The sequence below is a fragment of the Parabacteroides sp. AF21-43 genome, assembly GCF_003635435.1.
Lineage (GTDB): Bacteria > Bacteroidota > Bacteroidia > Bacteroidales > Tannerellaceae > Parabacteroides > Parabacteroides distasonis.
Genome location: NZ_QTMG01000021.1, coordinates 71,387 through 96,400, shown reverse-complemented (window position 1 = coordinate 96,400; position 25,014 = coordinate 71,387). Strand labels below are relative to the sequence as shown.

The 25,014-nt window shown below is 41.1% G+C and carries 17 protein-coding genes and 1 pseudogene; 14 read left to right on the top strand and 4 right to left on the bottom strand.

Annotated elements, in window-relative coordinates; genetic code table 11:
* Positions 1–62: 62 nt before the first annotated feature.
* The 4 genes from DWX84_RS14755 to DWX84_RS14740 all read left to right on the top strand — a co-directional run bounded on the left by DWX84_RS14755 (position 63) and on the right by DWX84_RS14740 (position 2,909).
* Positions 63–797, top strand: a complete 735-nt coding sequence (locus DWX84_RS14755; protein WP_048928185.1) for a bifunctional 2-polyprenyl-6-hydroxyphenol methylase/3-demethylubiquinol 3-O-methyltransferase UbiG — start codon at positions 63–65, stop codon at positions 795–797.
* A gap of 77 nt (positions 798–874) precedes the next feature.
* On the top strand, positions 875–1,549 hold the full coding sequence (gene queC / locus DWX84_RS14750) for a 7-cyano-7-deazaguanine synthase QueC (protein WP_005858432.1): 675 nt from the start codon (positions 875–877) through the stop codon (positions 1,547–1,549).
* A gap of 10 nt (positions 1,550–1,559) precedes the next feature.
* The gene (gene queF / locus DWX84_RS14745) at positions 1,560–2,024 is read left to right on the top strand and encodes a preQ(1) synthase (protein WP_005868655.1); all 465 of its coding nucleotides are present in this window, start codon (positions 1,560–1,562) and stop codon (positions 2,022–2,024) included.
* Positions 2,025–2,111: 87 nt separating this feature from the next.
* Positions 2,112–2,909 (top strand): DUF1080 domain-containing protein, encoded by a 798-nt coding sequence (locus DWX84_RS14740; protein ID WP_005868653.1) that lies wholly within the window; start codon positions 2,112–2,114, stop codon positions 2,907–2,909.
* Positions 2,910–3,154: 245 nt separating this feature from the next.
* On the opposite strand, the gene DWX84_RS14735 is transcribed toward DWX84_RS14740, so the two are convergent.
* A complete protein-coding gene (locus tag DWX84_RS14735; protein ID WP_005868651.1) occupies positions 3,155–3,919 on the bottom strand; it encodes a TIGR03915 family putative DNA repair protein in 765 nt (254 codons plus the stop codon).
* Between the two features lie 26 nt (positions 3,920–3,945).
* Positions 3,946–5,205 (bottom strand): putative DNA modification/repair radical SAM protein, encoded by a 1,260-nt coding sequence (locus tag DWX84_RS14730; RefSeq protein ID WP_121961339.1) that lies wholly within the window; start codon positions 5,203–5,205, stop codon positions 3,946–3,948.
* Positions 5,206–5,473: 268 nt separating this feature from the next.
* Between DWX84_RS14730 and DWX84_RS14725 the strand changes: the two genes are divergently transcribed.
* The 10 genes and pseudogenes from DWX84_RS14725 to DWX84_RS14680 form a co-directional block, all read left to right on the top strand.
* Entirely contained in the window at positions 5,474–6,070 is a 597-nt protein-coding gene (locus tag DWX84_RS14725; protein WP_048928186.1) for an RNA polymerase sigma factor, read from the top strand.
* Positions 6,071–6,305: 235 nt separating this feature from the next.
* Positions 6,306–7,151 (top strand): FecR family protein, encoded by an 846-nt coding sequence (locus DWX84_RS14720; protein WP_044546891.1) that lies wholly within the window; start codon positions 6,306–6,308, stop codon positions 7,149–7,151.
* A gap of 250 nt (positions 7,152–7,401) precedes the next feature.
* On the top strand, positions 7,402–10,707 hold the full coding sequence (locus DWX84_RS14715) for a TonB-dependent receptor (RefSeq protein ID WP_048928188.1): 3,306 nt from the start codon (positions 7,402–7,404) through the stop codon (positions 10,705–10,707).
* A gap of 18 nt (positions 10,708–10,725) precedes the next feature.
* The gene (locus tag DWX84_RS14710) at positions 10,726–12,213 is read left to right on the top strand and encodes a RagB/SusD family nutrient uptake outer membrane protein (protein ID WP_005868646.1); all 1,488 of its coding nucleotides are present in this window, start codon (positions 10,726–10,728) and stop codon (positions 12,211–12,213) included.
* Positions 12,214–12,261: 48 nt separating this feature from the next.
* Positions 12,262–13,809 carry a sulfatase gene (locus DWX84_RS14705; RefSeq protein ID WP_005868645.1) on the top strand — a complete coding sequence of 516 codons (1,548 nt, stop codon included), beginning with the start codon at positions 12,262–12,264 and terminating at the stop codon, positions 13,807–13,809.
* Between the two features lie 159 nt (positions 13,810–13,968).
* Positions 13,969–15,441, top strand: a complete 1,473-nt coding sequence (locus DWX84_RS14700) for a sulfatase (protein WP_052647312.1) — start codon at positions 13,969–13,971, stop codon at positions 15,439–15,441.
* Positions 15,442–15,488: 47 nt separating this feature from the next.
* On the top strand, positions 15,489–17,084 hold the full coding sequence (locus DWX84_RS14695) for a sulfatase (protein WP_044546069.1): 1,596 nt from the start codon (positions 15,489–15,491) through the stop codon (positions 17,082–17,084).
* An 80-nt stretch (positions 17,085–17,164) separates the two neighbouring features.
* Positions 17,165–18,115 (top strand): glycerophosphodiester phosphodiesterase family protein, encoded by a 951-nt coding sequence (locus DWX84_RS14690; RefSeq protein ID WP_005868641.1) that lies wholly within the window; start codon positions 17,165–17,167, stop codon positions 18,113–18,115.
* Between the two features lie 18 nt (positions 18,116–18,133).
* The gene (locus DWX84_RS14685; RefSeq protein ID WP_121961338.1) at positions 18,134–19,636 is read left to right on the top strand and encodes a glutamine synthetase family protein; all 1,503 of its coding nucleotides are present in this window, start codon (positions 18,134–18,136) and stop codon (positions 19,634–19,636) included.
* Between the two features lie 503 nt (positions 19,637–20,139).
* Positions 20,140–20,874 (top strand): annotated as a pseudogene (locus tag DWX84_RS14680) (MATE family efflux transporter); the annotation flags it as partial.
* A 45-nt stretch (positions 20,875–20,919) separates the two neighbouring features.
* Here the strand turns inward: DWX84_RS14680 and DWX84_RS14675 are convergent.
* Positions 20,920–22,362 (bottom strand): glycoside hydrolase family 15 protein, encoded by a 1,443-nt coding sequence (locus tag DWX84_RS14675; RefSeq protein ID WP_122377542.1) that lies wholly within the window; start codon positions 22,360–22,362, stop codon positions 20,920–20,922.
* A gap of 5 nt (positions 22,363–22,367) precedes the next feature.
* Positions 22,368–24,629 (bottom strand): bifunctional alpha,alpha-trehalose-phosphate synthase (UDP-forming)/trehalose-phosphatase, encoded by a 2,262-nt coding sequence (locus tag DWX84_RS14670; protein ID WP_121961336.1) that lies wholly within the window; start codon positions 24,627–24,629, stop codon positions 22,368–22,370.
* Positions 24,630–25,014 lie beyond the last annotated feature (385 nt).

Here is a 25,014-nt window from a genome sequence, read left to right as displayed (position 1 = left end):
ATCTGTGAAGTAAATTTAGGCATAGTCATATCTTCGGCCAAGATATCCCTACAATATATAATATGAAAGAAAATAAGTATGATGATGAACGCTTTTTCGGTCAATACAGTCAGATGTCTCGCTCTGTACAAGGGCTGAGAGGAGCAGGAGAATGGCATGAGCTAAAGAAGATGTTGCCTGATTTTAACGGAAAGCGTGTATTGGATTTAGGGTGTGGTTTTGGCTGGCATTGTCGATATGCCATAGAGCGAGGGGCGACCTTCGCTTTAGGCATTGACCTTTCCGGGAAAATGTTGGACAAGGCACGGGAGATAAATCCCTCCCCGTCGATCGAATATAAAAGAATAGCAATCGAGGATTTTGATTTTGCTCCAAATTCTTTTGACATCGTGATCAGCTCCTTGACATTCCATTATCTCGAGTCGTTCGATACGGTTTGTACAGAGGTATATAAATGTTTAACGCAAGAGGGTGTCTTTGTCTTCTCTGTGGAACATCCCGTTTTTACTGCTTATGGCAATCAAGATTGGATTTACGATTCGGAAGGGAAACCTGCGCATTGGCCGGTGGATCATTATTTTCAAGAGGGAATCCGGCATGCTCGTTTTTTGGGAGAGGATGTAACCAAATATCATAAGACACTTACGACTTACGTGAACGGATTGATCAAGGCGGGTTTCTGTATCACCCATCTGGTGGAGCCTCAACCGGACGAATCGATGCTGGATACGGTTCCCGGGATGCGAGACGAACTTCGCCGTCCGATGATGTTGCTTATCGCCGCTCGAAAGAATTAAAAAAAAGCGTATCTTTGTGGCTGAAAAGATGTCTTTTCCGTGTGCTTGCTAAACCACGTATTAAAAACAAGAAAGATATGAAACAACAAGATGCCGCTTTGGTATGCTTCTCGGGTGGACAAGATTCCACGACTTGCCTTTTCTGGGCGAAGAAGCATTTTTCACGTGTAGAGGCCGTATGCTTCACATACGGACAGAAACATTCCTTGGAAATAGAGGTCGCTCGAAAGATCGCTGCGGATGCGGACGTACCTTTTCAGTTATTGGACGTATCGCTTATCAGCCAGTTAGATCCCAATTGCTCGCTTACGAATGCGAGCATAGAGATGGATCAAGAGAAGCCGGAGGATAGCTATCCGAATACGTTTGTGCCCGGCCGTAATATGGTATTCCTTACTTTCGCCGCTATCTTAGCCCGTGGTAAGGGGATTTATCATTTGGTAACGGGTGTCTCCGAGGCTGATTATAGTGGTTATCCGGATTGCCGGGATACGTTCGTGCGTTCTCTTAACGTAACATTAAATCTGGCGATGGATGAGCAATTCGTAATTCATACCCCGCTTATGGACCGGGATAAGAGCGAAGTCTGGGAATTGTCGGACGAGCTGGGCGTCTTTGATCTAGTACGTACGCAGACGCTGACTTGCTATAACGGTGTTATGGCTGAGGGATGTGGGCATTGCCCCGCTTGCAAACTTCGCAAGGACGGATTGGAGAAATACCTGAAAAGGAAAGAAGAGAATCAAAAGTAAATTTAAAGAAATGGACGAGAGAAAACAAGAAGGAGAGTTGCACTTATTAGGTGGCTCTACCGTATATAAACAGGATTACGCTCCGGAGGTATTGGAGGCATTTACGAACAAGCATCAAGGAAATGATTATTGGGTACGGTTTAATTGCCCGGAATTCACCAGTCTCTGCCCGATTACCGGACAACCGGATTTCGCTACGATTCATATCGATTATATCCCCGACGTGAAAATGGTAGAGAGCAAGAGCTTGAAGCTTTACTTATTCAGCTTCCGCAACCATGGGGCGTTTCATGAGGATTGCGTGAATATTATCATGAAGGACTTGATAAAATTAATGGATCCGAAATATATCGAAGTTACTGGTATATTCACACCGAGAGGCGGTATAAGTATTTATCCGTATTGCAATTACGGTCGTCCGAACACCAAGTTTGAGCAGTTGGCCGAGAAAAGATTATTTGATCATAATCAATAAGATTTCTGACAAATCGTTATCTGTTTCGGCAAAAAACGGTATATTTGCAGCAAGAAATGTTAACTAACTAATAAATCATTTTAGACCATGAACAAAAGATTGCTTACAGTTGCGGCTTTCGCTTTAGCGGGTTGCGTCACTATTGTCGCTCAAGACAAGAAAAAAGAGTTCAAGATGCCTACAGGTTATGCGGGTATCACGCATGAGATGTCCGAGTTTTACGAACCTGTTCCGCCGGTAGTCACTCCGGGTACAGATTTAAAAGGTGGAGGTTTCACGGCTCCTTCCGACGCTATCGTTTTGTTTGACGGCAAGGATCTTTCCGCTTGGGAGAGCGTAAAGGGCGGTGCCGCCGAATGGGATGTGCATGATGGTGTATTTACCGTAAACAAGAAGAAAGGTGATATCCAGACCAAACAGAAATTCAACGATTTCCAGATGCACATTGAGTGGCAGGTCCCGACGAATATCACTGGAGAGAGCCAGTCGAGAGGTAACAGCGGTATTTTCCTGCAAGGGATGTATGAGGTTCAAGTGTTAGACTGCTACAATAACCCGACTTACGTGAACGGCCAGACGGGTAGTATCTACAAACAATCCATTCCTTTGGCCAACGCCATGCGTAAACCGGGCGAATGGAACGTATACGATATCATTTATACCGCCCCCACTTTCAAGGAAGATGGTTCTTATCGTACGCATCCAACCGTAACGGTTATCCAGAACGGCGTGGTTTTGCAGAACCATACGACGATATTGGGTACGACAGAGTGGATCGGTTTCCCGCAAGTGAAGAAACATGGCGCAGGCCCTATCATCCTGCAGAGCCATGGCGATCCTAGCGAGCCGATCAGCTTCCGTAATATCTGGATTCGTGAGCTATAGGAGAAACGTGTTGATTGTAATAAGAAGGGATGGACTTGATATTAAGTTCATCCCTTTTTCGTTAAATAACAGGCTGGTTTTATATGAGAGAAACATTTTTTTCTATAGCACGAAATTTTAGTTTTCCTTAGATGAAACAAAAGTTTTCCAATGGAGAAACTCTAGTTTCCTGCTGAAAAAACTTTAGTTTTTCGATAATGAAATTAACAAAAACTGTAATTGGCTGATTAATAGTAATTATACTATTATCTCTTCTCCGGCATATATTTCCAAAAACGAGCCGGCATATGTTGGCGATGAAGCCGCAGGTTTAAACGCTCCTTGATAGCGATAGACTTAAAATACTCTTTCCACATACTTTGAAAAAGTTTCTCATCCTTATCCATGATATCCTCACTGAGCAATCCGGTCAATAAGTGTGAATCTTTCTCTTCGAAACGGACTTCTATCGTATCGTTAAGATCATAATAATATCCATACTCTCTTTTTAAGTCGTAAATGAGCCATTGCTGATCAGCGAAACGGTCTTGCGCATAAGGTAATACCAAAGGTAATACGTTATATATAGGTGCGATGGCAGCAAAGTAAGTTCCATCCGCCGCTTTTTGGAAACGAAAGAATTGCATCACTCGCAAGCGTTCGTTGTTTACTTTCTTCCAGATCTTGGCCGTTTCCAATATGTCCGGGTCACCAAGATTGAACTCAATCGTGGCTGGAGCATCGATCGCTTTGCGGATATATCTGAATAACAACAGGTCTACTTCCGGTAATTCCGACAACCAAGTTACCGTCAACCCGGAAAGAGAAGACTTGGAGATTTTCTTCTCAAGCCCTTTCCATACCCGCTCTGCTTTCCGGTCGTCCGTATAAATCCGGATCGCCTCGTCATAGAACAATGGAAATGGCTCGCCCTCGGTTACTAACAAATCCGGAAAAGTTCGACGGGAATAGGCATCGAATACAGCGGTAAGCAATCCCTCAAAAGTCTTGTCGTAAACAAATATAATCATTATCAATCCTTCTTATAAAACAGGCGTTAATCTATAAAAGGCAGTATAAGCTGCCGATCGTCTACTTTCTTTCCGCTCTTTCTCGTCAATAGTTGCCGGACGGTTTCAGGGCTGACCTCATTCACGGTCTGCGTCGGGAGTTCCCGGCAAGTAATAAAATAGCTAGCCTTTTTCATGACCACTCCTATTTTCTTCAACTGCTCTGAACCGAGATTAGCGTAACGCCGGGAAACGATTATGATCTTTGCCGATTTCACGCCAATTCCCGGAACCCGAAGAAGCATCTCGTAATCCGCTTTATTGATATCTACCGGGAAGACCTCCGGATACCGCAGGGCCCAAGCCAACTTCGGGTCCACGTCTAGATCCAGATCCGGATATGCGTCATTGACAATCTCATCTACCTTGAATTGATAAAAACGCAATAACCAATCCGCTTGATATAAACGATTCTCACGGACCAGCGGAGGCGTGGTAAGTGCCGGAAGACGGTTATCATACGCATTTACCGGAATGAATCCCGAATAGTAAACACGCTTCATCGTAGGTCTCTGATATAAGGCCGATGATAGACGAAGTATATCCTTGTCGGTATCCGCCGTAGCGCCAACGATCATCTGCGTGCTTTGCCCGGCGGGAGCGAATCGTGGGGCATACCGGAAACGCTTGCGTTCCTCGGCGCTTTGTAATACACCTTGTTGGATATAACGCATAGGGGCAAATACGCTTTTAAAATCCTTTTCCGGAGCTAGAGTCCGCAAGCTCGCCTCATTCGGGATCTCTATATTCACGCTTAAACGATCGGCGTAAAGCCCAGCCTCATTTACCAATTCTTGGCTGGCTCCGGGGATACTCTTCATATGTATGTATCCATTGAAGTGATGTACGAGGCGCAAATCCTTGATGGCTCTCACCAACCGTTCCATCGTGTAATCCGGGTTTCGGACCACGCCGGAGCTTAAAAACAATCCTTCAATGTAATTACGCCGGTAAAACTCAATCGTAAGATTCACCAACTCGGTAACGGAAAGCGTAGCTCTCGGTAAATCATTACTTCGCCGGTTGATGCAGTAGGCGCAATCATACATACAATAATTCGTCAGCATGATCTTTAAAAGCGAGATACACCGTCCGTCCTCAGCGAAACTATGGCAAATACCCCATCCCGCGGCACTTCCTATAGCCCCGCTCTTATGCGAACGGGAGGTTCCGCTGGAAGCGCAGGATACGTCATATTTTGCCGACTCGGCCAAGATTTTCAATTTCTCGAGCACTTTCTCGTCCATAATTTCACCGATATGTTTCGTACAAAGATAATGATCTCACAGAAATCAATAGTACGTTTTAAAGAGATTTAAATGTGATAAAAACCTTATATTTGTATCGTGAAAATTTTGGAAGTGCCTTACTTCGTTGAAATCGCCAGTTTTAACAGCACACAAGGCACAAGCCCTCGCTATATCTGCGGGTTGCTTGTCTACGTGTGCATAGGTCTCTGGCGATACCTTACGAAGTGTGGGCGACAACCCGCTTTTTTTCTAAGCATAAAAGGGCATGAAAGTATCTAAACAAAATATTAAGAACTTGTTATCTTCTGTTTCTTCAGACGGCAGAGGGGCATTTGAGCGCTTTTATAATTTGTATTACGATCAGGTATTCCGTTTTGCGTATTATTGCCTTGGAGAGAAAGAGGCTTGCAAGGAGGTCGTGTCCGACGTGTTCTTTTCTATTTGGAAATCAAAAGCACGCTTAAAAGAGATAGACAATATAGATACTTACTTGTATATAACGGTACGCAACGAAGCGCTTCGTCATATTTCAAGAAGCAATAGTGTCAATAAAATCCAGATGGATCAGTTATATTCATTTGAACCAGAGGAAGAAGCTACTCCTGAGGGTATGTTGGAATCGCAAGAAATGCGGGAACTTTTTAATCTGGCAATTGATGAGCTTCCCGAAAAATGTCGCCTAATATTCTTGATGATCCGTGAGGAAGGATTAAGTACCAAGGGGGTCGCTAAAATCCTATCCATCCAAGAGAGTACGGTCCGAGTGCAAATGAAGATTGCGGTGGAGAAGTTAATAAAACGGTTGAAATCGGATTTTCCTGATATTTCGTTTGTTTTCATATTAATATCCATTTTCCAATAAAATCAAATTAGCCAATGAAGTATATATTCCAAGGCACTTGAAGTATATATCCTATAGCACTTAAAGTATATATTCTACACAGAAGGGAGTAATACTAGGTGAAAATGACTTTCTACACGACAATTATTTGGATGTTTTATGTATCTAGGACATATTTCAAACATTTTAAAAAAAACGTCTTTCTCTTTAAACGAATTTCACCGATCCTTACTCCTTATTATAAGAAAGACGAAATATGGAGACAAGAAAAGAGATCATAAAGCAAATGGGTGACGAAATGAGGGAAGATATCTTCCTAGAGGTCAACAACCGTATCGAACGCAGCTTGCGCAGAAGGTTTTGGTTGAGAATATCTGCGGTCGCCGCCTCCGTCACGCTTTTGTTCAGCATCTCCAATTATATCTCTTTCCATGAAGGTTACAAGAAACTGAACAGCCAAATGATAGAGATGGTGAATCCGATGGGAATGCGATCCTCCGTAGTCCTGTCTGACGGCACGAAAGTGATCCTCAATGCCGGTACAACATTGAGTTATCCGGCAGCTTTCGTCTCCGGGCAGAGGGAGGTAAAGGTGAACGGTGAGGCATTCTTCGAGGTATCGCACGACAAGGAGCATCCCTTTATCGTTAGCGCTGAAAATGTTAAGGTGAAAGTATTAGGAACAAAGTTTAATGTGAAGGCCTATGATGACGATGATAATATAGAGGTGACTTTAGCGGAAGGGAAAGTCGGTGTCGGACTTGACACTAAAAATCTCATCCAGATAATGCCGGGACAGCAAATAAAATATATGAAAGCCTCACATCGCTTTATCAAGAGAGAAGTGAGATTACAAAGTTATACTTCGTGGATTTGTGGTAAATTCTATTTCACCAACTATCCACTAGAGAAAATCGCTAAGCAACTGGAAAGGAGTTTCAACGTAAGGATACAGATCCTCGGGAATGATTTGAGGAACGCAGCTTTTACCGGTGATTTCGTACGGGGAGAGAACATAGACCAAATCCTCCGGGTCATGACCGCTAATCGACTTATAAAGTATGAGATAGAAGGGGATCAAATCACGATCTCGAAAAAGTAAATCAAATGAGTTATAAACGTTAAATCGATATGCCTATGAAATAGAAAAAAGAGGGAATAGAGAAAAACAAAACGGAAAATGCTACCAACATCTTCCGTTTCTAAAGACTCAAGTCTTAATTATCGCAACACAATTAAAAACTTTAAATCATTGCAAAAGTATGAAATTTATTTCACACACAAGGCATTATATGCCTAATGTTAACCTAAAAAAAACATATAACATCATGAGACTATCTGTTGTACTATGTATGCTCAGCTTATTTTGCGCATCCGCGAAAACGGGTTACTCTCAAGTAGCGGAAATATCATTGAACCTGCACAATGTAACGATCTCGGAGGCGCTAGAAGAGATCAAACAACAAAGCGAATACTCTTTTTGGTACAAGAATGATGAGATTAATCTTAATGAGAAGATCTCAGTAAAAGCTAAAAAGCAAAGCATCAACCAAATATTACATAGTATTCTCAGTAAACAAGGTTTGTCTTATACAATCGATGATAAACATATCATAATTTACAAAAAAAATGAACACCCCCAGATAACCCAACAAGATGGTAAGATCACAGGTGTCATTACCGATCAGGCGAATGTACCCATAATTGGCGCTAATGTTGTCGTAAAAGGTTCCTCAATAGGTAGCATATCCGATATGGACGGACGTTTCAGTTTAGATGCGTCAGAAAAGGATATACTTTTGATATCCTATATTGGTTATATGACCAAGGAGGTAAAAATTGGCAAACAACATTCCCTTAAAATCCAATTGACAGAGGATACCCAAAATATTGATGAAGTTGTTGTCATTGGCTATGGCTCTGTGAAGAAGAGTGATTTGACTGGTTCTGTATCTTCTGTTAAAACAGCGGAATTACAGCAAACGCCAATGACTTCTATCGATCAAGGTTTGGTCGGTCGTGCCTCAGGTGTGCAAGTAATCCAAACCTCTGGTATGCCGGGAGCCGTAGCTTCTATCCGAGTACGTGGAAGTAGCTCGTTACAAGGAGGTAATGAACCTCTTTATGTTATTGATGGTTTCCCTGTTTATAGTGGTAGCGGTTTCGGGAATACGGGGGGTAAGACACAGATGAGTGGTCTATCTACTGTAAACCCATCAGATATTGAGTCTATAGAGATCTTGAAAGATGCTGCTGCCACGGCGATCTATGGAGCGCGTGCAGCCAATGGTGTTGTGTTGATTACTACAAAAAGCGGCAAAAAGGGACGGGATATTATCTCTTTTGAGGCAAGTTTTGGAATATCAAACGTATCCAAGAAGATAGATGTCATGAATGCGCAAGATTATGCGAAATTAGTGAATGAGGCTTATACAAATGATGGATTAAAACCCTATTATGATGCTACGGCTTTATCTGAGATCGCAAAGATCGGTAATGGGACAGATTGGCAAGACGAGATATTTCGTGGAGGAAGTACGCAAACATATCAATTAAGTTTTTCGGGTGGTGACGAGAAGACACAATATGCAATATCGGGCAATTACTCAGATCAGAAGGGAATTGTTATCAACTCTGATTTCAAGCGTTACTCCATACGCTTGAATTTGGATCGTAAAATATTCAAGAATTTTAGTGTGGGAACACACATGACCGCCAGCCATACGATTAGTAATTCCGTAGCAACTGATACTGGAGGAGAAGACGGAACTATTTCTGGTGCATTAAGAATGAATCCTATACAGCCTGTATATGAAGATGAGTTGACAGGTGCATACACTCAAATTAATGTTCCTGGAATATTAGTTCCAAATCCGGTAGCGACAGCAAAAGAACGGAAATTTAATAATGCGACTTCACGTTTGCTTGGAGATATTTATGCACAATGGGAGATCATTCCGGATTTAAAACTGAAAGTATCATTGGGAGCGGATGTGATGTATCATAAGACAAACAGATATACCCCGTCCAATATTTATCAGTCTGGAGGAGTTGCCTCGGCTTATGTAGGTGTAAATAAAAGTATAAATTGGCTGAACGAAAATACACTGACTTGGAATAAAACATTTGCAGAGGAGCACGACTTAAGCTTGTTGGGTGGTTTTACGATGCAAAAAAATAATGCGGAATATGTAATGGGATCCTCCTCAAATTTCGTGAATGATGTAATGCTTTATAATAATCTGGGAGCTGGTTCTGTTTATAACAAACCGGAATCCAACGCTACTCAATGGAGTTTGATGTCGTATTTAGCTCGTATTAATTATACGCTGAAACATAAGTATCTATTTTCCGTGAATGCCCGTGTTGACGGCTCTTCTCGTTTTGGGACAAACAACAAATATGGTTTCTTCCCTTCCGCTTCTGCTGGGTGGCGAATATCGGAAGAGGCTTTTATGGAGCCTGTAAAAGAAGTCATTTCGAATTTAAAGTTAAGAGCCAGTTATGGTTTTACAGGTAATACGGAGATCGGTGTATATGAATCATTGGCAACTTTAGGTACTAGTAATTGGATCTTAGGGAATCAACTCGTATCAGGATTTTTCCCAAACAAAATTCCTAATCCTGACTTAAAGTGGGAGCGCACCGGACAATTTGATATTGGTTTAGATTTAGGCTTGTTCAATAATAGATTACGCATCACAACAGACTATTATAAGAAGAAAACAACAGACCTGCTGTATAGTGTTGCAGTTCCTGCTACATCTGGATATCAAACCATGTTGAAGAATATAGGTAGCATAGAAAATCAAGGATATGAATTATCAATAGAAAGTGATAATTTGACAGGGGCATTCAGTTGGACAACCGCTTTTAACATCGCCTTCAATCGGAATAAAGTTCTTGAATTAGGCGGAGAAGAGTATAAGGAAATGGCAGAAGGCGATGGGCATTTAAAAACAGGCTCTGTACGTCGCTTGATTGTAGGTGAGCCCATTGGTGTTTTCTATGGATATCGTTTTGATGGTATTTTTCAAAATGAGGAAGAATGTAAGCAACAAACTTCATCTGCTTCACCTATTGGTGTTGGTTTGCGTAGATATAAGGATTTAAATGGTGATGGAAAGGTAGATGCCGCTAATGACAGGGAAATATTGGGAGACGCTAATCCTAAATTTTTCGGAGGATTAACAAATACGTTTGCTTATAAGGGCTTCGAACTTAATGTGTTCTTACAATATTCCTATGGAAATAAGATTCTTAATTATAATGCCATGGAATTGGAGAATCCAACAGGTGGGCAAAATGCTTATGCGGACATGGTAAATCGTTGGACACCGGAAAATCCGAGTAACATATACCCAAAGGCAACAACAAATAGAGCCTTATTGGTAAGTGATCGATTTATAGAAGATGGCTCTTATCTGAAATTGAAAACGTTATCACTATCTTATAGCTTTCCTAAAATAAACTTAAAGCATATCCAAGGTTTGCGTCTGTATGTGACTGGACAAAATTTATTAACATGGACAAAATATCGGGGATATGACCCTGAAGTTAGTTATAGAGGTGCCTCTACGCTTGAAGCGGGCGAAGATTTCGGTGGCTATCCACAATCTCGTACATTTATGTTTGGTATAAAACTTGATATTAAGTAATAATTAAATTGTATTATCATGAATAAATATATAATATTTGGCTGTATATCAATATTCTCATTGTTCAATGTACAGTGTTCTTTCTTAGACGAGAAACCAATAGACAGGCTGGTCGTGGATAACTTTTACACGAGTCAGAAAGATGCCCAAGCGGCAGTTGATGCAACTTATCAACAACTTAATAGTATTTATAGTAGGTGCATGTATATGTTATGTGATCTTACATGTGATGGGATGAAAAACGGTCTTGGTATGCCTAATGCCTTTCTACAGAACTTGGAATTTTTGCGTCACACCCCGGAAAACACATTTATTAGAGATATGTGGCAAAATAATTATTCGGGCATTATGAAAGCTAATGCCGCTATTAATAACATTCCATCTGTTACTATGAATCCTGATTTACAAAAAAGATTTATAGCAGAAGCAAAATTCTTACGTGCTCTTTATTATTTCAATTTAGTCCGCTTTTTTGGAGATGTTCCTTTGGTGACTCAGTTAGAGACAATAGATGATGCTATGGGGCCGAGAGTTGCGAAAGAGCAGATCTATGAACAGATTCTATCTGATTTGACAGATGCGGAAAGTGCCCTTCCTTATCCCTCAGAATATGGGACTACAGATATAGGGCGTGCGACAAAAGGTGCTGCCAAGATTTTAGCAGGAAAGGTGTATTTGACGAAAGGTGATTATTCCAAAGCAAAGGAAAAACTGGCAGAGGTTGTTGAACAAGAAGGTGCTTATGGGTATGGTTTACATGTGGAGTATGGAGATAATTGGAACTTGGATACTGAAGCTGGTAAAGAGGCTGTCTTTTATATTGAATATAAGGCGGACCCATTACCTCATAATGATGAAATGAGTTTAACGGGACCCAAATATTCTTTGCCTGAACCGATCGGAGTTAGTGGATCTAATGAGGCGGATATTCCCACTATGGAATTAAATAATACCTTTAAGGAAAATGATAAACGTAAAGCCGTGAATTTAAGAACGCATTATACGAACCCTGTAAATGGAAAGGAATTGATATCAAGTATTCCTTTGTTTGGCAAGTATTGGCAAGATGGATTAACGGCTATTAAGTTCTGTGAGATCAATATGCATATCATCCGTTATTCGGATGCCTTGCTTATGTATGCGGAAGCGTTAAATGAAATCGGAGAATCAGAGAAAGCTCATCAAGTTTTAAATCGTGTTCGAGAGCGTGCGTTTGGTGATTCTTCTGAAAATTATGAGGGTTTGTCTAAAGATGCTTTCCGGGCAGCAGTCTTACAAGAGCGTTATTTGGAATTTCCGATAGAAGGACATCGCTGGTTTGACCTCGTACGTACAGGTACATTCATAAAACGGATGAAAGAGCACAGCACATACGAAGCGAAAGTCGCTGAGAAGAATAAGACGGACATTGCTAGTAATATAAAGGATTACATGATTCTCATGCCTATTCCTCAACGGGAATTGGATTTGAATCCTGAGCTAACGCAAAATCCGGGTTGGTCATAAAATGTTAATTGGAGCTGTAAAACTTACAGCTCCTCAACTTTTATCAATATGAATACAAATATCAATAATACCTTGTTTTCATTGACTATCGTAAGTCAATGTTTGGCCTGCCAGCCTAAAAATCAGGAAGCAGACAATACTTCACAAAAAACGAAACCATTAAATGTTGTCTTTATTCTCTCGGATGACCACCGGTATGATTATATGGGGTTCATGAATACGATCCCTTGGTTGGAAACTCCTAATATGGATCGGATGGCCAAGGAAGGAGCGCATATCAAAAATGCGTTTGTTACGACCTCTCTTTCTTCTCCCAGCCGTGCTTCCATCTTGACCGGCATGTATTCACATAGCCATAAGGTGGTTGATAATGCCGCTCCTCTTCCTGATGGATTGATCTTTTTCCCACAATATTTGCAGGAGTGTGGATATAAAACTGCTTTCTTTGGAAAATGGCACATGGGAAATGACTCAGGGGCTCCTCAACCAGGCTTTGATCATTGGGAAGGTTTCAAGGGGCAGGGGGAATATTATAACCCTCGTATAAATACAAATGGGGAATGGATACAATATAAAGACAGTACCTATGTTACGGATCTCTTGACCGACCATGCGATCCAATTCATGAAAGAACAAAAACAAGCGGATAAACCGTTCTTTGTCTATTTGTCTCATAAGGGTGTGCACGACAATTTTTCAGCCGCAAAGCGCCATAAGGATTGTTATAAAAATAAGGAATTGGTATTACCTCCGAACTTCAATACGCCTCATTATGGCATTAAAGAGTTGCCGACTATTGATAAGAAAACAGGAAAGGCTGCGTTTGGAAAAGAGTATTATGGAGAAAAAATGGCTCCGGATTGGGTGAAAAGTCAAAGAGAAAGTTGGCATGGGGTGGACTATTCCTACCATGGCCGTCCTTGGGATGTTCAAGTTCGTAAATATTGTGAGACCTTGCGTTCTGTAGATGAAAGTATCGGTTCTGTCTTGGATTATCTGAAAGAAGCAGGGTTAGATGATAACACGTTGGTTATTTACATGGGTGATAATGGCTTTGCGTGGGGAGAACATGGATTGATCGACAAAAGACAGTTCTACGAGGAATCTGTGCGAGTTCCTATGTTGGTTCGTTGCCCTAGTATGTTTGAGGGAGGTAAGGTAATAGAGAATATGGTACAAAATGTAGATGTCGCTCCTACAATTATGGCTTGTGCGGGTTTAGAAAAGGCTGAGCAGATGGTGGGATATTCTTTCTTGCCTTTGCTCAAGGGAGAAAAGGTGGATTGGAGAGATCATATCTTCTACGAGTATTATTGGGAATATGAATTTCCGCAGACACCAACGATGCATGGTATCCGCACCGATCGTTATAAGTATATCCGTTATCATGGGGTTTGGGATACGAATGAGTTCTATGATTTGCAAAATGATCCGTATGAAACTACGAACCTGATTGCGGAACCTGAATATAAAGAGACAATCAAACAATTGAATGCTCAGATTTATGACTGGCTGGAGTCTACGGATGGAATGAATATCCCTTTGAAACGAACCGTGAGACCTCACACGGATCATCGGAATCAAGGGCATTACTGATTCGCAAGAAGTATGATTTATGAAGGATTATAATATATCCTTTTTTATTAATAGCTTTATAAAAGTTTGGTATAATAAATTAATACAAATACGATGAAATGCAAATACATTTTATTATCAAGCATTTTCCTATATGACTTTAGTGCTGTTCAAACAGCCATGGCACAGAATGATAGGACACCGAATATCATTTATATCATGTCTGACGATCATGCTTCGCAGGCGGTAAGTGCTTATGGTGGAATTTTATCAACGGTCTTACCGACCCCCAATATTGATCGAATAGCGCATGAGGGCGCAATATTGAGGAATTGTTTTGTGACGAACTCAATCAGTACCCCGAGCCGTGGAGCGATTATCACAGGACAATATAGCCAAAAGAATGGTGTATATACTTTGCAAGATCCATTAGATCCGGATCATCCGAATGTAGCGAAATGCTTGCAGCAAGCAGGATATCAAACCGCTATATTCGGTAAATGGCATTTGCATGCGGAACCTACAGGTTTTGATTATTACAATATCTTGCCTGGACAGGGCCGTTATAATGACCCGATGCTTATAGAAAAAGGTACATGGGGGAATGATCCGCATGCGAATCCCCGAACGGGTAAAGTGTATAAAGGGCATTCTACCGACGTGATAGGAAGTGAGGCTATCAAATATATGGAAAATCGAGATAAGAGCAAGCCTTTCTTTATGATGTGCCATTTCAAGGCTCCTCACAGACCGTGGACACCCGCCGAGCGTTTCAAGGATTTATTGAAAGATGTAACGATCCCGGAGCCGGAGAACTTATTGGACACATATGAGGGCAAGGGAGAGTATGCGGAGTTGCTACGGATGAGCATGGAGCATTTGAGGCAGACGGATGTGAAAACGGATATACCTACGGATATGAGCCGTGATGAGTTGCGCCATTGGGCTTATCAATTGTATATTAAAGATTATTTGCGCTGTATCGCTGGTATTGATGAAAACGTAGGGCGTATCTTGAACTATTTGGATGAGCAAGGATTGGCGGAAAACACGGTTGTCATCTATACCGGAGACCAAGGATTTTTTTTGGGGGAACATGGTTGGTTTGATAAACGATTGATGTATGAGGAATGCTTGCGTATGCCGTTTGTTATCCGTTATCCGAAAGAAATCAAACCCGGCACGGATAATAAGGATATAACATTGAATATCGATTTCGCTCCTCTATTTTTGGATTATGCCGGAATGGACAAGCCTAGCCAAATGCAGGGAGAAAGTTTCCGCTCGAATTTGAGAAATGAGACCCCAGCTAATTGGAGACAGGCTATGTATTACCGCTATTGGATGAATGCGGATAACGACCATAACGTGACAGCCAACTATGGTATCCGTACGGATCGCTATAAATTGATATTCTATTATGGAGAGTCGTTGGGAATGACCGGGACCAAGAATGAGTCCAGAACTCCCGAATGGGAATTGTATGACTTGAAAGAGGATCCAATGGAAATGAAGAACCTGTATCACGACCCATCGAAAAAGGCGTTGATTAAAGAGTTGAAGACAAAACTGTTGGAATTGAAACAACAATATGACGATGAGGATAGTAAATATCCGACTATGGCTGAGATAGCCCGGAAGTATTATTGGTGATAATTTCTGTTTTTTGTACGTTTGTGTAATTTTAAAATTTTGAATACATGAAGAATGCGATTAACTATGGGGTCTTCTTGGCTCCGGCCTTCTTATTCTCCGCATGCGGAACCGGGCAAAAAGAAGTGGCAGAGAAGCCGCTTAATATCATCCATATCATGACGGATGATCATTCGTATCAAACTATTAGCGCTTATGGACATGCGCTAGGTAAATTGGCACCAACACCAAATTTAGATCGTTTGGCTGCAGAAGGAATGTTGTTCCGGCAAGCTTTCGTTGAGAATTCTCTGTCTACTCCTAGCCGTGCTTGTTTGATGACCGGTCTTTATAGCCATCAAAACGGACAAAGACAATTAGGAAAAGGTATTGATACGACAAAAGTATTCTTCTCTGAAATCTTACAACAGCACGGTTATCAAACAGGTGTTGTCGGTAAATGGCATATGCAATGTGAGCCGAAAGGTTTTGATTATTATCATGTGTTATGGGATCAGGGAGATTATTATAATCCGGAGTTTAAAAGCAAAGAATCGAATGGCAAGTATGTAAAAGAAGAGGGATATGCGACGACCCTTACGACCGATCACGCTATCGAGTTTTTGGAAGAGAGGGATAAGGATAAGCCTTTCTGCCTGCTGGTTCATCATAAGGCTCCACATCGTAACTGGATGCCGGATACGAAATATATGGATTTATATGAGGATGTAGAGTTCCCATATCCAGATACTTTCAATGATAATTATGCTACTCGTTGCGATGCCGCACGTACACAAGAGATGAGTATAGACAAAAATATGACTTTGGTTTATGATTTGAAGGTAGATGAGCTTAAAGATAAGGAGGCTTATAAAAAGGAATGGAATATTGGTGGTTGGGAGGCCTCTTTGGATCGTATGACCCCGGAACAACGGGAGGCTTGGATCGCTTCTTATAAGCCTCGTAACGAAAAATTCATTAACGAGAACCTGAAAGGTGAGGATTTGGTTAAATGGAAATATCAACGTTATATCAAGGATTACGTACGTTGCATCAAATCGATTGACGATGAGGTAGGGCGTTTGATCGCCTATCTGGAAAAAGAAGGGCTTATGGATAATACCGTGATCGTTTATACCTCGGATCAAGGTTTTTACATGGGTGAACATGGCTGGTTCGACAAACGTTTCATGTATGAGGAATCTTTCCGTACGCCGTTGATTATCCGTTATCCTGCTAAAATCAAGGCGGGAAGTGAATGTACGGCCTTAGTACAGAACATTGACTATGCCCCGACTTATCTGGATATAGCCGGTATCGAGAAACCTGATTATATGGTAGGAACTTCTTTAGTCCCCTTGTTTGGAGGCGAGACACCAAGAGATTGGCGTGAGTATCTATATTATCATTATTATGATTATCCAGCTATCCATATGGTACGTCGCCACGATGGCGTACGTGACAGTCGTTATAAATTGATCCATTTCTATGGAGAGAAGAATGAGCATAATGACGCGATTAATTGCAATGAGCTTTACGATTTGCAAAGTGATCCGAATGAGCTGAATAATTTATACGATAATCCGGAATATGCTGATATCCAAACTCGCCTGCAAGCACGTTTGGATAAGTTCCGTGTAGACCAGAAAGTTGACGAATATTAAGGTGCTAACTCTGTAAAATCATTTATTTTGTGTAAGTTTGGCGGATAGAAAGAATCATTCACCTAAAATACGATCGTGAAATGAAAATCAATTTATCCGCCAGATTTTTAATGCTGGCCCTGCTTTGTGGTTCTTGCGTATTGAACACGCCAAAGGAGGAGCTTGAATACAACGGAATGAATACGCTACAGATATCAAATGTAGATGATTTGATATCTTTCTACCAATATGCCGATGACCGAATTCCTTTAATTAGTGGACACCGAGGTGGACGGGGAAAAGGCTATCCTGAGAACAGTATGGAAACCTTTGAAAATACCCTCTCTTATACTCCTGCCACGTTCGAGATAGATCCGAGGTTAACCAAAGATAGTGTTATCGTCCTTTTCCACGATGATACACTGGAGCGTACCAGTAATGGGACTGGGAAAGTTTCTGATTATACTTGGGAAGAATTGCAAAATTTCCGTTTGAAGGATCCCGAAGGAAATATCACAAACTATCGTATCCCGACTTTAGAGGAAGCGATTCGTTGGGCCCGTGGAAAAACAATCCTAATCCTTGATAAGAAGGATGTTCCGATGGAGCGCACTGCTCAGTTGATTACCGATATGCAAGCGGAACCTTATGTAATGATTACGGTTCATGATGGTGCCTCGGCTCGTTTCTTTTACGAGAAAAATCCGAATTTCATGTTTGAGGCTTTCGTGAAAACGAAAGAGGCGGTTCAAGACTATGAGGATAACGGTATACCTTGGAATCATATCATGGCTTACGTAGGTCCGAAGATTACCCCCGAAGTCCGTGAGGTGATCGATATGTTACATGAAAGAGGTGTCATGTGCATGATATCTACCGCTCCCTCCGACGATAAACTATCCACACCCGAAAGTCGTGCTGAAGCATACCGTATGATCATCCGTCAAGGTGTGGACATCATAGAGTCTGACCGACCTATAGAGGTTGCTGAAGCGATCTCTAGCTTGATTCCGGTTAGCAGTTCCAAAGGAAAGTTTTTCTCTACACTATAAACATAATCAATATAAGACATGAACAAAGAACTAGAAATGACTCCCAACGTATTAGTGGAGTTTTTACAAAAGCCAGCGTCCGAGTTTACGAAAGAGGACATTATCCGTTATATCTATGAGAAAGATATCCAGATGGTTAATTTTATGTATCCTGCAGGCGACGGACGTTTGAAAACACTAAACTTTGTAATCAACAATGCGGCCTATCTGGATGCGATCTTGACTTGCGGTGAGCGTGTGGATGGCTCTAGTCTTTTCTCGTTTATCGAGGCGGGAAGTAGTGACCTGTATGTGGTGCCCCGTTTCCGTACGGCTTTCGAGGATCCGTTTGCGGAATTACCTACGCTTACCATGCTTTGCTCATTCTTCAATAAGGATGGAGAACCCTTAGAAAGTTCCCCGGAATATACCTTGCATAAAGCTTGTAAGGCTTTTCATGAGGTGACGGGAATGGAATTTGAGGCAATGGGTGAATTAGAATATTACGTAATCGCACCGGATGAAGGCGTTTTCCCTGCTACCGACCAAAAAGGTTATCATGAATCCGCTCCTTACGCTAAGTTCAATGAGTTCCGGACGGAGTGCATGCACTGTATAGCGCAAGCCGGGGGACAAATTAAATATGGTCATTCGGAAGTTGGTAACTTTACGTTAAATGGTTTGATCTATGAGCAGAATGAGATCGAGTTCTTACCATGTCCTGCGGAAAATGCAGCGGATCAATTGATGATCGCAAAATGGGCGATCCGCAATCTAGCGCATGAATATGGATATAACATCACTTTCGCTCCGAAAATTACGGTGGGAAAAGCAGGTTCCGGTCTGCATGTCCATATGCGTATCATGAAAGATGGCAAGAATCAGATGTTAGCGAATGGTATCTTATCCGAAACCGCCCGTAAGGCTATCGCTGGAATGATGTGCTTAGCTTCCTCTATTACGGCTTTTGGAAATACGAACCCAACCTCATATTTCCGCTTGGTTCCACACCAAGAAGCACCTACGAATATTTGTTGGGGAGATCGGAATCGTTCAGTTTTAGTTCGTGTTCCGCTAGGTTGGGCCGCAAAAACGGACATGTGTGCTTTGGCGAACCCATTGGAACCTGCCAGCCATTATGATACGAGCCAAAAGCAAACGGTCGAGATGCGCTCACCGGATGGCTCCGCTGATTTATACCAATTATTGGCAGGATTGGCAGTTGCGTGCCGCCATGGTTTTGAGATCAACGATGCTTTGGAGATCGCTGAGAAGACTTATGTAAACGTGAATATTCATAAGGAAGAGAATCAAGATCGCCTAAAGACATTGGATCAACTCCCAGACAGTTGCGCAGCCTCAGCCGCCCGTTTAAGACAACAGCGTGCTGTTTTTGAAAAATATAACGTATTTAGTCCGAGTATGATAGACGGCATCATCCATAAACTGGAATCTTATGATGACGCTTCTTTACGCAAGGACCTAGAGAATAATCCGGAAGAGATGTTGAAGCTGGTCAATACTTATTTCCATTGTGGCTGAAAATCCTTTTTATGGTTTCACAAGAGGGTGTGTCATGACACACCCTTTTTATGTCCTGCTTTCATCTCTTGAACTTTCCATTGTGTTTTTTTGAATATCCGAGCACAAAAGAGACCATAAATTAAAACGAAAATATTCTAGAGAAGAAAAAAAGATATAATAGTAAAAAAAACATGATAAAAAATTGTTATTTACAAATAAAGGCTTACCTTTGCCAACATCAAAACAAAATGATGTTATAAATTCATTTTGAAGTTATATGTTTTTCGAGTTTAACCTTGACTGTGAGCACAAAAGATTATCGCGAAGATCTTTTGAACGGTTGGATAGAGACGTCTATTTAGCCGTTTTTTCTTTTAGCCCTATCCAATAAAGCTATTCAGCTATTTGACAAATACAGCTTTATTTGTCACGGAGATTTTATATCCTTTTATTTTATGGATTACGAAATAACATACTGCATAAAAGCGGTATGTTGTATCGCACTATTATACAGTTGAGCAATGAATTATACATATAAACAAATATGGCTCATCAACTTTCCTGTAATGATGAGCATCTTAATGGAACAATTAATCAATATTACGGATGCTGTTTTCTTAGGCCACGTTGGAGAGATAGAATTAGGAGCGTCCGCTATCGCCGGAATTTATTATTTGGCGATTTATATGCTTGGTTTTGGGTTTAGCATTGGGTTGCAAGTAATGGTAGCTCGAAGGAATGGAGAGCAAGATTACAAGGAAACCGGCAAGACCTTTTTTCAAGGCTTATTTTTCCTTTTGGGATTGGCTATCTTTCTTTACCTTCTCATTCATACGGTTTCCCCATTTATACTAAAGAAGCTGATCGTTTCCTCGGATATTTATCGAGCGGTAATCCTATACTTGGATTGGCGTAGCTTTGGATTGTTGTTTTCATTCCCATTTTTAGCGATACGTTCTTTTTTAGTGGGGATAACGCATACAAAAGCTCTATCTTGGGCTGCTGCCATAGCGGTATTAATCAATATTCCTTTAAATTTTTATTTGATATTCACTAGGGAATTAGGAATCTCGGGGGCGGCAATTGCCTCTTCTTTGGCAGAGATGGGCTCCTTTATGATGCTTTTCTTCTATATGTGGATACGATTGGATAAAGAAAAATATGGGTTAAGGCCGGTCTATAATGGTAATTTACTTATAAAAGTCTTGAAGTTATCAATATGGAGTATGCTTCATGCGTTTATTAGTGTAGCCCCTTGCATAGTGAAAAAATATTTCCAAAATGAAAGAGATACAGAAGGTTTATTTAAAAAACAGTCGTATGTCCTCTTCCGAAAACAATATAGCGGTATTGACTAGTGCCAAATGGGAATATGCTTGAGGAAAATTCCCCAGTTGCTCCTTGGTTTCAAAATCAATGTCTTCACTGAAAAGTCCCAAGTGATTTGAATTATGAAGCATTTCCTCAAACAGACTACGTGCTTCTTCTTTTTCTCCTATGACATAAAGAGCACGAATGAGCCAGAACGTACAAATAGTAAAGGCGGAAGAGGGAAGTCCGAAATCATCATGAGATTTATAACGGTACATCAACCCTTTGTAAAGTAACGTCAGGATACTTTTTACCATTTCCCACATATCTTCCACCTCGTCCAATGTACCGGGCATCAAACGATAGTATTGGTAGATCAGGTCCATTAAATAGCCGAACGAGTCATTTTGAAGCTGGTGGTAAGCATCATTACCGATCCGAACGGGTCGTGAGTTCTTATAACCGGAAAGATGTCCCAGAATAACTTCCGTCAATTTTCTTTCTCCGCGAATACCGTACATGATCTGGTAAGTATCGTGTTGAGAAACAAAAGTAGACTGGACAAATCTCATGAACCGCCTTGCGGCTTCCACATGGCCTATCTGGAACAAAGTTTCAATGGACATGGAGGCGTCGCGCAGCCAACAAAAACGATAATCCCAGTTACGGACTTCTCCGATCGTTTCCGGTAGGCTAGTTGTTATGGCCGCCAATACGGCTCCATTATAAAAAGACATCAATTTTAAAACTAGGAGACTTCGCTCAATGACATCGTTATAGACCGTAAACTTCTTGGTTCGGTCAGTCCAATTCAACCAATAAACCAGCGTCCGGCAGTATTCCAGTTTCTCACGCTCAATGTTGACAGGTATTACTTTCTCGTTATATGAAAGTAGCAAGAACTCGTCCTTAGCCAGTACGATTTCTTTCTGTTCCAAGATGTTGTGCAAAGGTAGTGAGGAATAAAGATATTGCCTATCTTTGCTGTTAGAAGTAGAGTAGGTCTCTATATATTCCGAGGTCGTGTTGAAAATTGTCTTTCCACGGGCATAGTCCGGAGCCGGCTCATAGTTGATTTTAAAACGGGGAGTACCTTTGATTCTGCGGATATATCGGTAGATCTCTGCCGGACGATAACAATTGCTCGCATCGCTCAGATGGTAACAAGGCATGAAATCTACAACGGCAAATTCATTTTCTTCTGATACGAAGTTGGTCGAAAGAATATTTGTATGAGGAACATACGATTGCGATATTTGATAATCCGGAGAAACCTCGAAGCCGAAATATCCCCCTTTCTCCCGATCGAGCAATGATGCAAAGATGGAAGGTGAGTCGAAGTTAGGGAAACATAACCAATCTATACTGCCTTTATCCGAAATCAAAGCCGCAGTGCAGCAATTTCCTATTACTCCGTAATTTAACTTGTCCATAAAAATTATTTTTTATTTGTCCACAATCCTTTAAAAAAATCAACGGTGGCTTTCAGTTGACCTTTTATGCTTTTGGAAGTCGTTCCGTAACTAACACCTTCACCCGACAGTTTTTCCAAAAAAGGCAATACTTCTTCCTGCGAGGACAGATTGTATTTGGCTTTTTCAGATACAATTCCAACTTTAACTGTTATGGCGGATACTGGAAGAGCCCGGAACATATCCTCATCCGTCGTGTCATCTCCCATTGCTAGTATAAAATCATAGCGGGAAGCCAATAATAGGCGAGCTACTTCCGAACCTTTTGTGCATTCTGGAGATTTTATTTCCACGACTTTGTTGCCCTGCATGATTTGTAATCCCTTTTTCAGGCAAACAGGCATTATAGCCTTTGTTAGCTGTTGTGCTCTCAGCTCTCCCAGCCAGGCGTCCGATTCTCTATAATGCCAGGCAAGAGCAGCTTCTTTTGTCTCAAGATGAGAGTACGGGGTTTTGCTTACAAACAAATTTAGAATAAACAATAGCTCCGAATCCCACTCTCGATTGCCTATGTTTTTATGCCATGCGCCTTTTTCCTTGTAAAATGCACCATGCTCGGCGGCAAAAGACAGAGGAAGATCTCCCAGCCATTTCTCCAATGTATAGTGGTCCCGCCCGCTATTAATGGTTACATGATTCCGAGAGTCGGAACAAAAACGCTGTAACAGGTCTCGTAATGCAGGTGTTGGAACAGCATCTTCCGGATGATTTTTGAATGCAGTTAATGTTCCGTCGTAATCCAGCAAAATCAAGCGCTTTTTCGCTTGGTCATATAATGTTTTGATTTCGTTCTGGTCTTGTGCGGAGATCTTTTTCTTTTGTAATCGTTTGTTTTTCTCTGCGGTCTGCCGCCATTCTCTCATGAAATCCGCAGCCCATTTGTTTACGGTTTGAACCGAAAGGATGGCTTGCATTCGCTGAAGCCTTTCTCTTTGTTCCTCCAATGGCATTTTCAATGCACGGCAAATGGCTTGTTCGATCTGGTCCGTGTCGTTTGGATTAATCAATAAAGCATCAGACAATTCAACCGAAGCACCGGCCATTTCACTTAAAATGAGTACCCCCGGATTATCTTGTTTGGTAGCGACATACTCTTTTGCCACAAGATTCATACCATCGCGCAAAGGGGTTACCAAGGCTATATCGGCAACATAATACATCGCTACTAATTCCTCAAAAGAGAAACCGTGATAAAAATAACATACCGGAGTCCAATTCATGGTAGAGTAAGTTCCATTGATAGAACCGATCTCCTCGTCTATTTTGGTTTTCAATTCGGCATAACTGCCTACATGGTCGCGAGAGGGGACGATAACCATCGCCAATGTCACTTTCCCGTGATATTCCGGATGATTTTTCAAAAAAGAGGCGAATCCGTAAAGACGGTGCAATATTCCTTTGCTGTAATCCAGTCGGTCTACCGATATGATTAACTTATGATCTCCAAATAGAAGTCGTGTTTTCTCTACTGCGTGGTGGACTTTGTCATCAGCTATCACATTGTGATAAAGATCATAGTTTATCCCCATCGGTAATGCATCCACACGGGTTACACGATCATTCATTTGAACTTCATCCAGATTGAAATTCTTATGAAGGATGCGTTCCGTCGCACTGATGAAATGACGCATATAATCGTGAATGTGAAAAGCGACAAAGTCGGCTCCCAAAAGTCCGTTCAGGATCTCGACCCTTTCGGGCAGAATCCGGAAAAGTTCATGTGAAGGGAACGGAATATGGTGGAAATACCCGATATGAAGGTTGGGAAACTTCTCACGGAGCATGCCCGGCAACAGCATTAACTGATAGTCCTGTACCCAAACCCAATCATTAGGTTCAACTATCCGAGATATCTCTTCACAAAAAACAGCATTGACTTCCCTATATGATTCCCAAAAGTTCTTTTTATATAACGTATAAGCAAAAAAGTAATGACAGAGGGGCCATAGGGTACTGTTGCTATATCCTTCGTAGTAATTTTCATACTGCCTGTCGGATAAGAATACCGGATGATAATTATTTTTTTCCAATTGACTGCAAATGTCATCTTTTTCCGTCTTTTGTTCTACGCAGACGCCAGGCCAACCAATCCAATGTTTTTCACAATCAACGTCCAATGACTTCAAACCTGTAGCCAGCCCTCCTTCGCTCCGTGAAAAAACAAATTTTCCATCGGAGGAACGTGTAACTTTTACAGGCAACCTATTCGAAATGATAAATAATCTCATATTTGAAATATTATATACAACACAAAGCAAAATCCATACCAATTTGTATTTGTCATTGATAAACAGATGTTTGCAAATAGGGAAGCCTAAGTAATATTACCAAAATGAAAAAGTGTTTTTCATTTTAGTTGTTTTTTTTACTTTCAATTTAGAATTGATATTTTTAATCTATTGATATATAGTGATTTATGTTTATTGTTCTTAAATTGGTCTGATTTTGGCATTATCTTTATCAGTTTAGATTTCCGAAGAAAGTATCATTAATATTCATCTTCGGTTGTCTGCTATAAGAAACAATGTAGAACAACAAAGAAACAAAATGGTATTTTTTATTTATCAGTTAGGCTCGCTTGCCTCTGTATGGGCAATCAGCAATTTAATAAAA

Excerpts from the sequence above, each read along its gene's own strand:
- DWX84_RS14755 (WP_048928185.1), top strand. The coding sequence starts at position 63 with ATGAAAGAAAATAAGTATGATGATGAACGCTTTTTCGGTCAATACAGT.
- queC (WP_005858432.1), top strand. The coding sequence starts at position 875 with ATGAAACAACAAGATGCCGCTTTGGTATGCTTCTCGGGTGGACAAGAT.
- queF (WP_005868655.1), top strand. The coding sequence starts at position 1,560 with ATGGACGAGAGAAAACAAGAAGGAGAGTTGCACTTATTAGGTGGCTCT.
- DWX84_RS14740 (WP_005868653.1), top strand. The coding sequence starts at position 2,112 with ATGAACAAAAGATTGCTTACAGTTGCGGCTTTCGCTTTAGCGGGTTGC.
- DWX84_RS14735 (WP_005868651.1), bottom strand. The coding sequence starts at position 3,919 with ATGATTATATTTGTTTACGACAAGACTTTTGAGGGATTGCTTACCGCT.
- DWX84_RS14730 (WP_121961339.1), bottom strand. The coding sequence starts at position 5,205 with ATGGACGAGAAAGTGCTCGAGAAATTGAAAATCTTGGCCGAGTCGGCA.
- DWX84_RS14725 (WP_048928186.1), top strand. The coding sequence starts at position 5,474 with ATGAAAGTATCTAAACAAAATATTAAGAACTTGTTATCTTCTGTTTCT.
- DWX84_RS14720 (WP_044546891.1), top strand. The coding sequence starts at position 6,306 with ATGGAGACAAGAAAAGAGATCATAAAGCAAATGGGTGACGAAATGAGG.
- DWX84_RS14715 (WP_048928188.1), top strand. The coding sequence starts at position 7,402 with ATGCTCAGCTTATTTTGCGCATCCGCGAAAACGGGTTACTCTCAAGTA.
- DWX84_RS14710 (WP_005868646.1), top strand. The coding sequence starts at position 10,726 with ATGAATAAATATATAATATTTGGCTGTATATCAATATTCTCATTGTTC.
- DWX84_RS14705 (WP_005868645.1), top strand. The coding sequence starts at position 12,262 with ATGAATACAAATATCAATAATACCTTGTTTTCATTGACTATCGTAAGT.
- DWX84_RS14700 (WP_052647312.1), top strand. The coding sequence starts at position 13,969 with ATGGCACAGAATGATAGGACACCGAATATCATTTATATCATGTCTGAC.
- DWX84_RS14695 (WP_044546069.1), top strand. The coding sequence starts at position 15,489 with ATGAAGAATGCGATTAACTATGGGGTCTTCTTGGCTCCGGCCTTCTTA.
- DWX84_RS14690 (WP_005868641.1), top strand. The coding sequence starts at position 17,165 with ATGAAAATCAATTTATCCGCCAGATTTTTAATGCTGGCCCTGCTTTGT.
- DWX84_RS14685 (WP_121961338.1), top strand. The coding sequence starts at position 18,134 with ATGAACAAAGAACTAGAAATGACTCCCAACGTATTAGTGGAGTTTTTA.
- DWX84_RS14675 (WP_122377542.1), bottom strand. The coding sequence starts at position 22,362 with ATGGACAAGTTAAATTACGGAGTAATAGGAAATTGCTGCACTGCGGCT.
- DWX84_RS14670 (WP_121961336.1), bottom strand. The coding sequence starts at position 24,629 with ATGAGATTATTTATCATTTCGAATAGGTTGCCTGTAAAAGTTACACGT.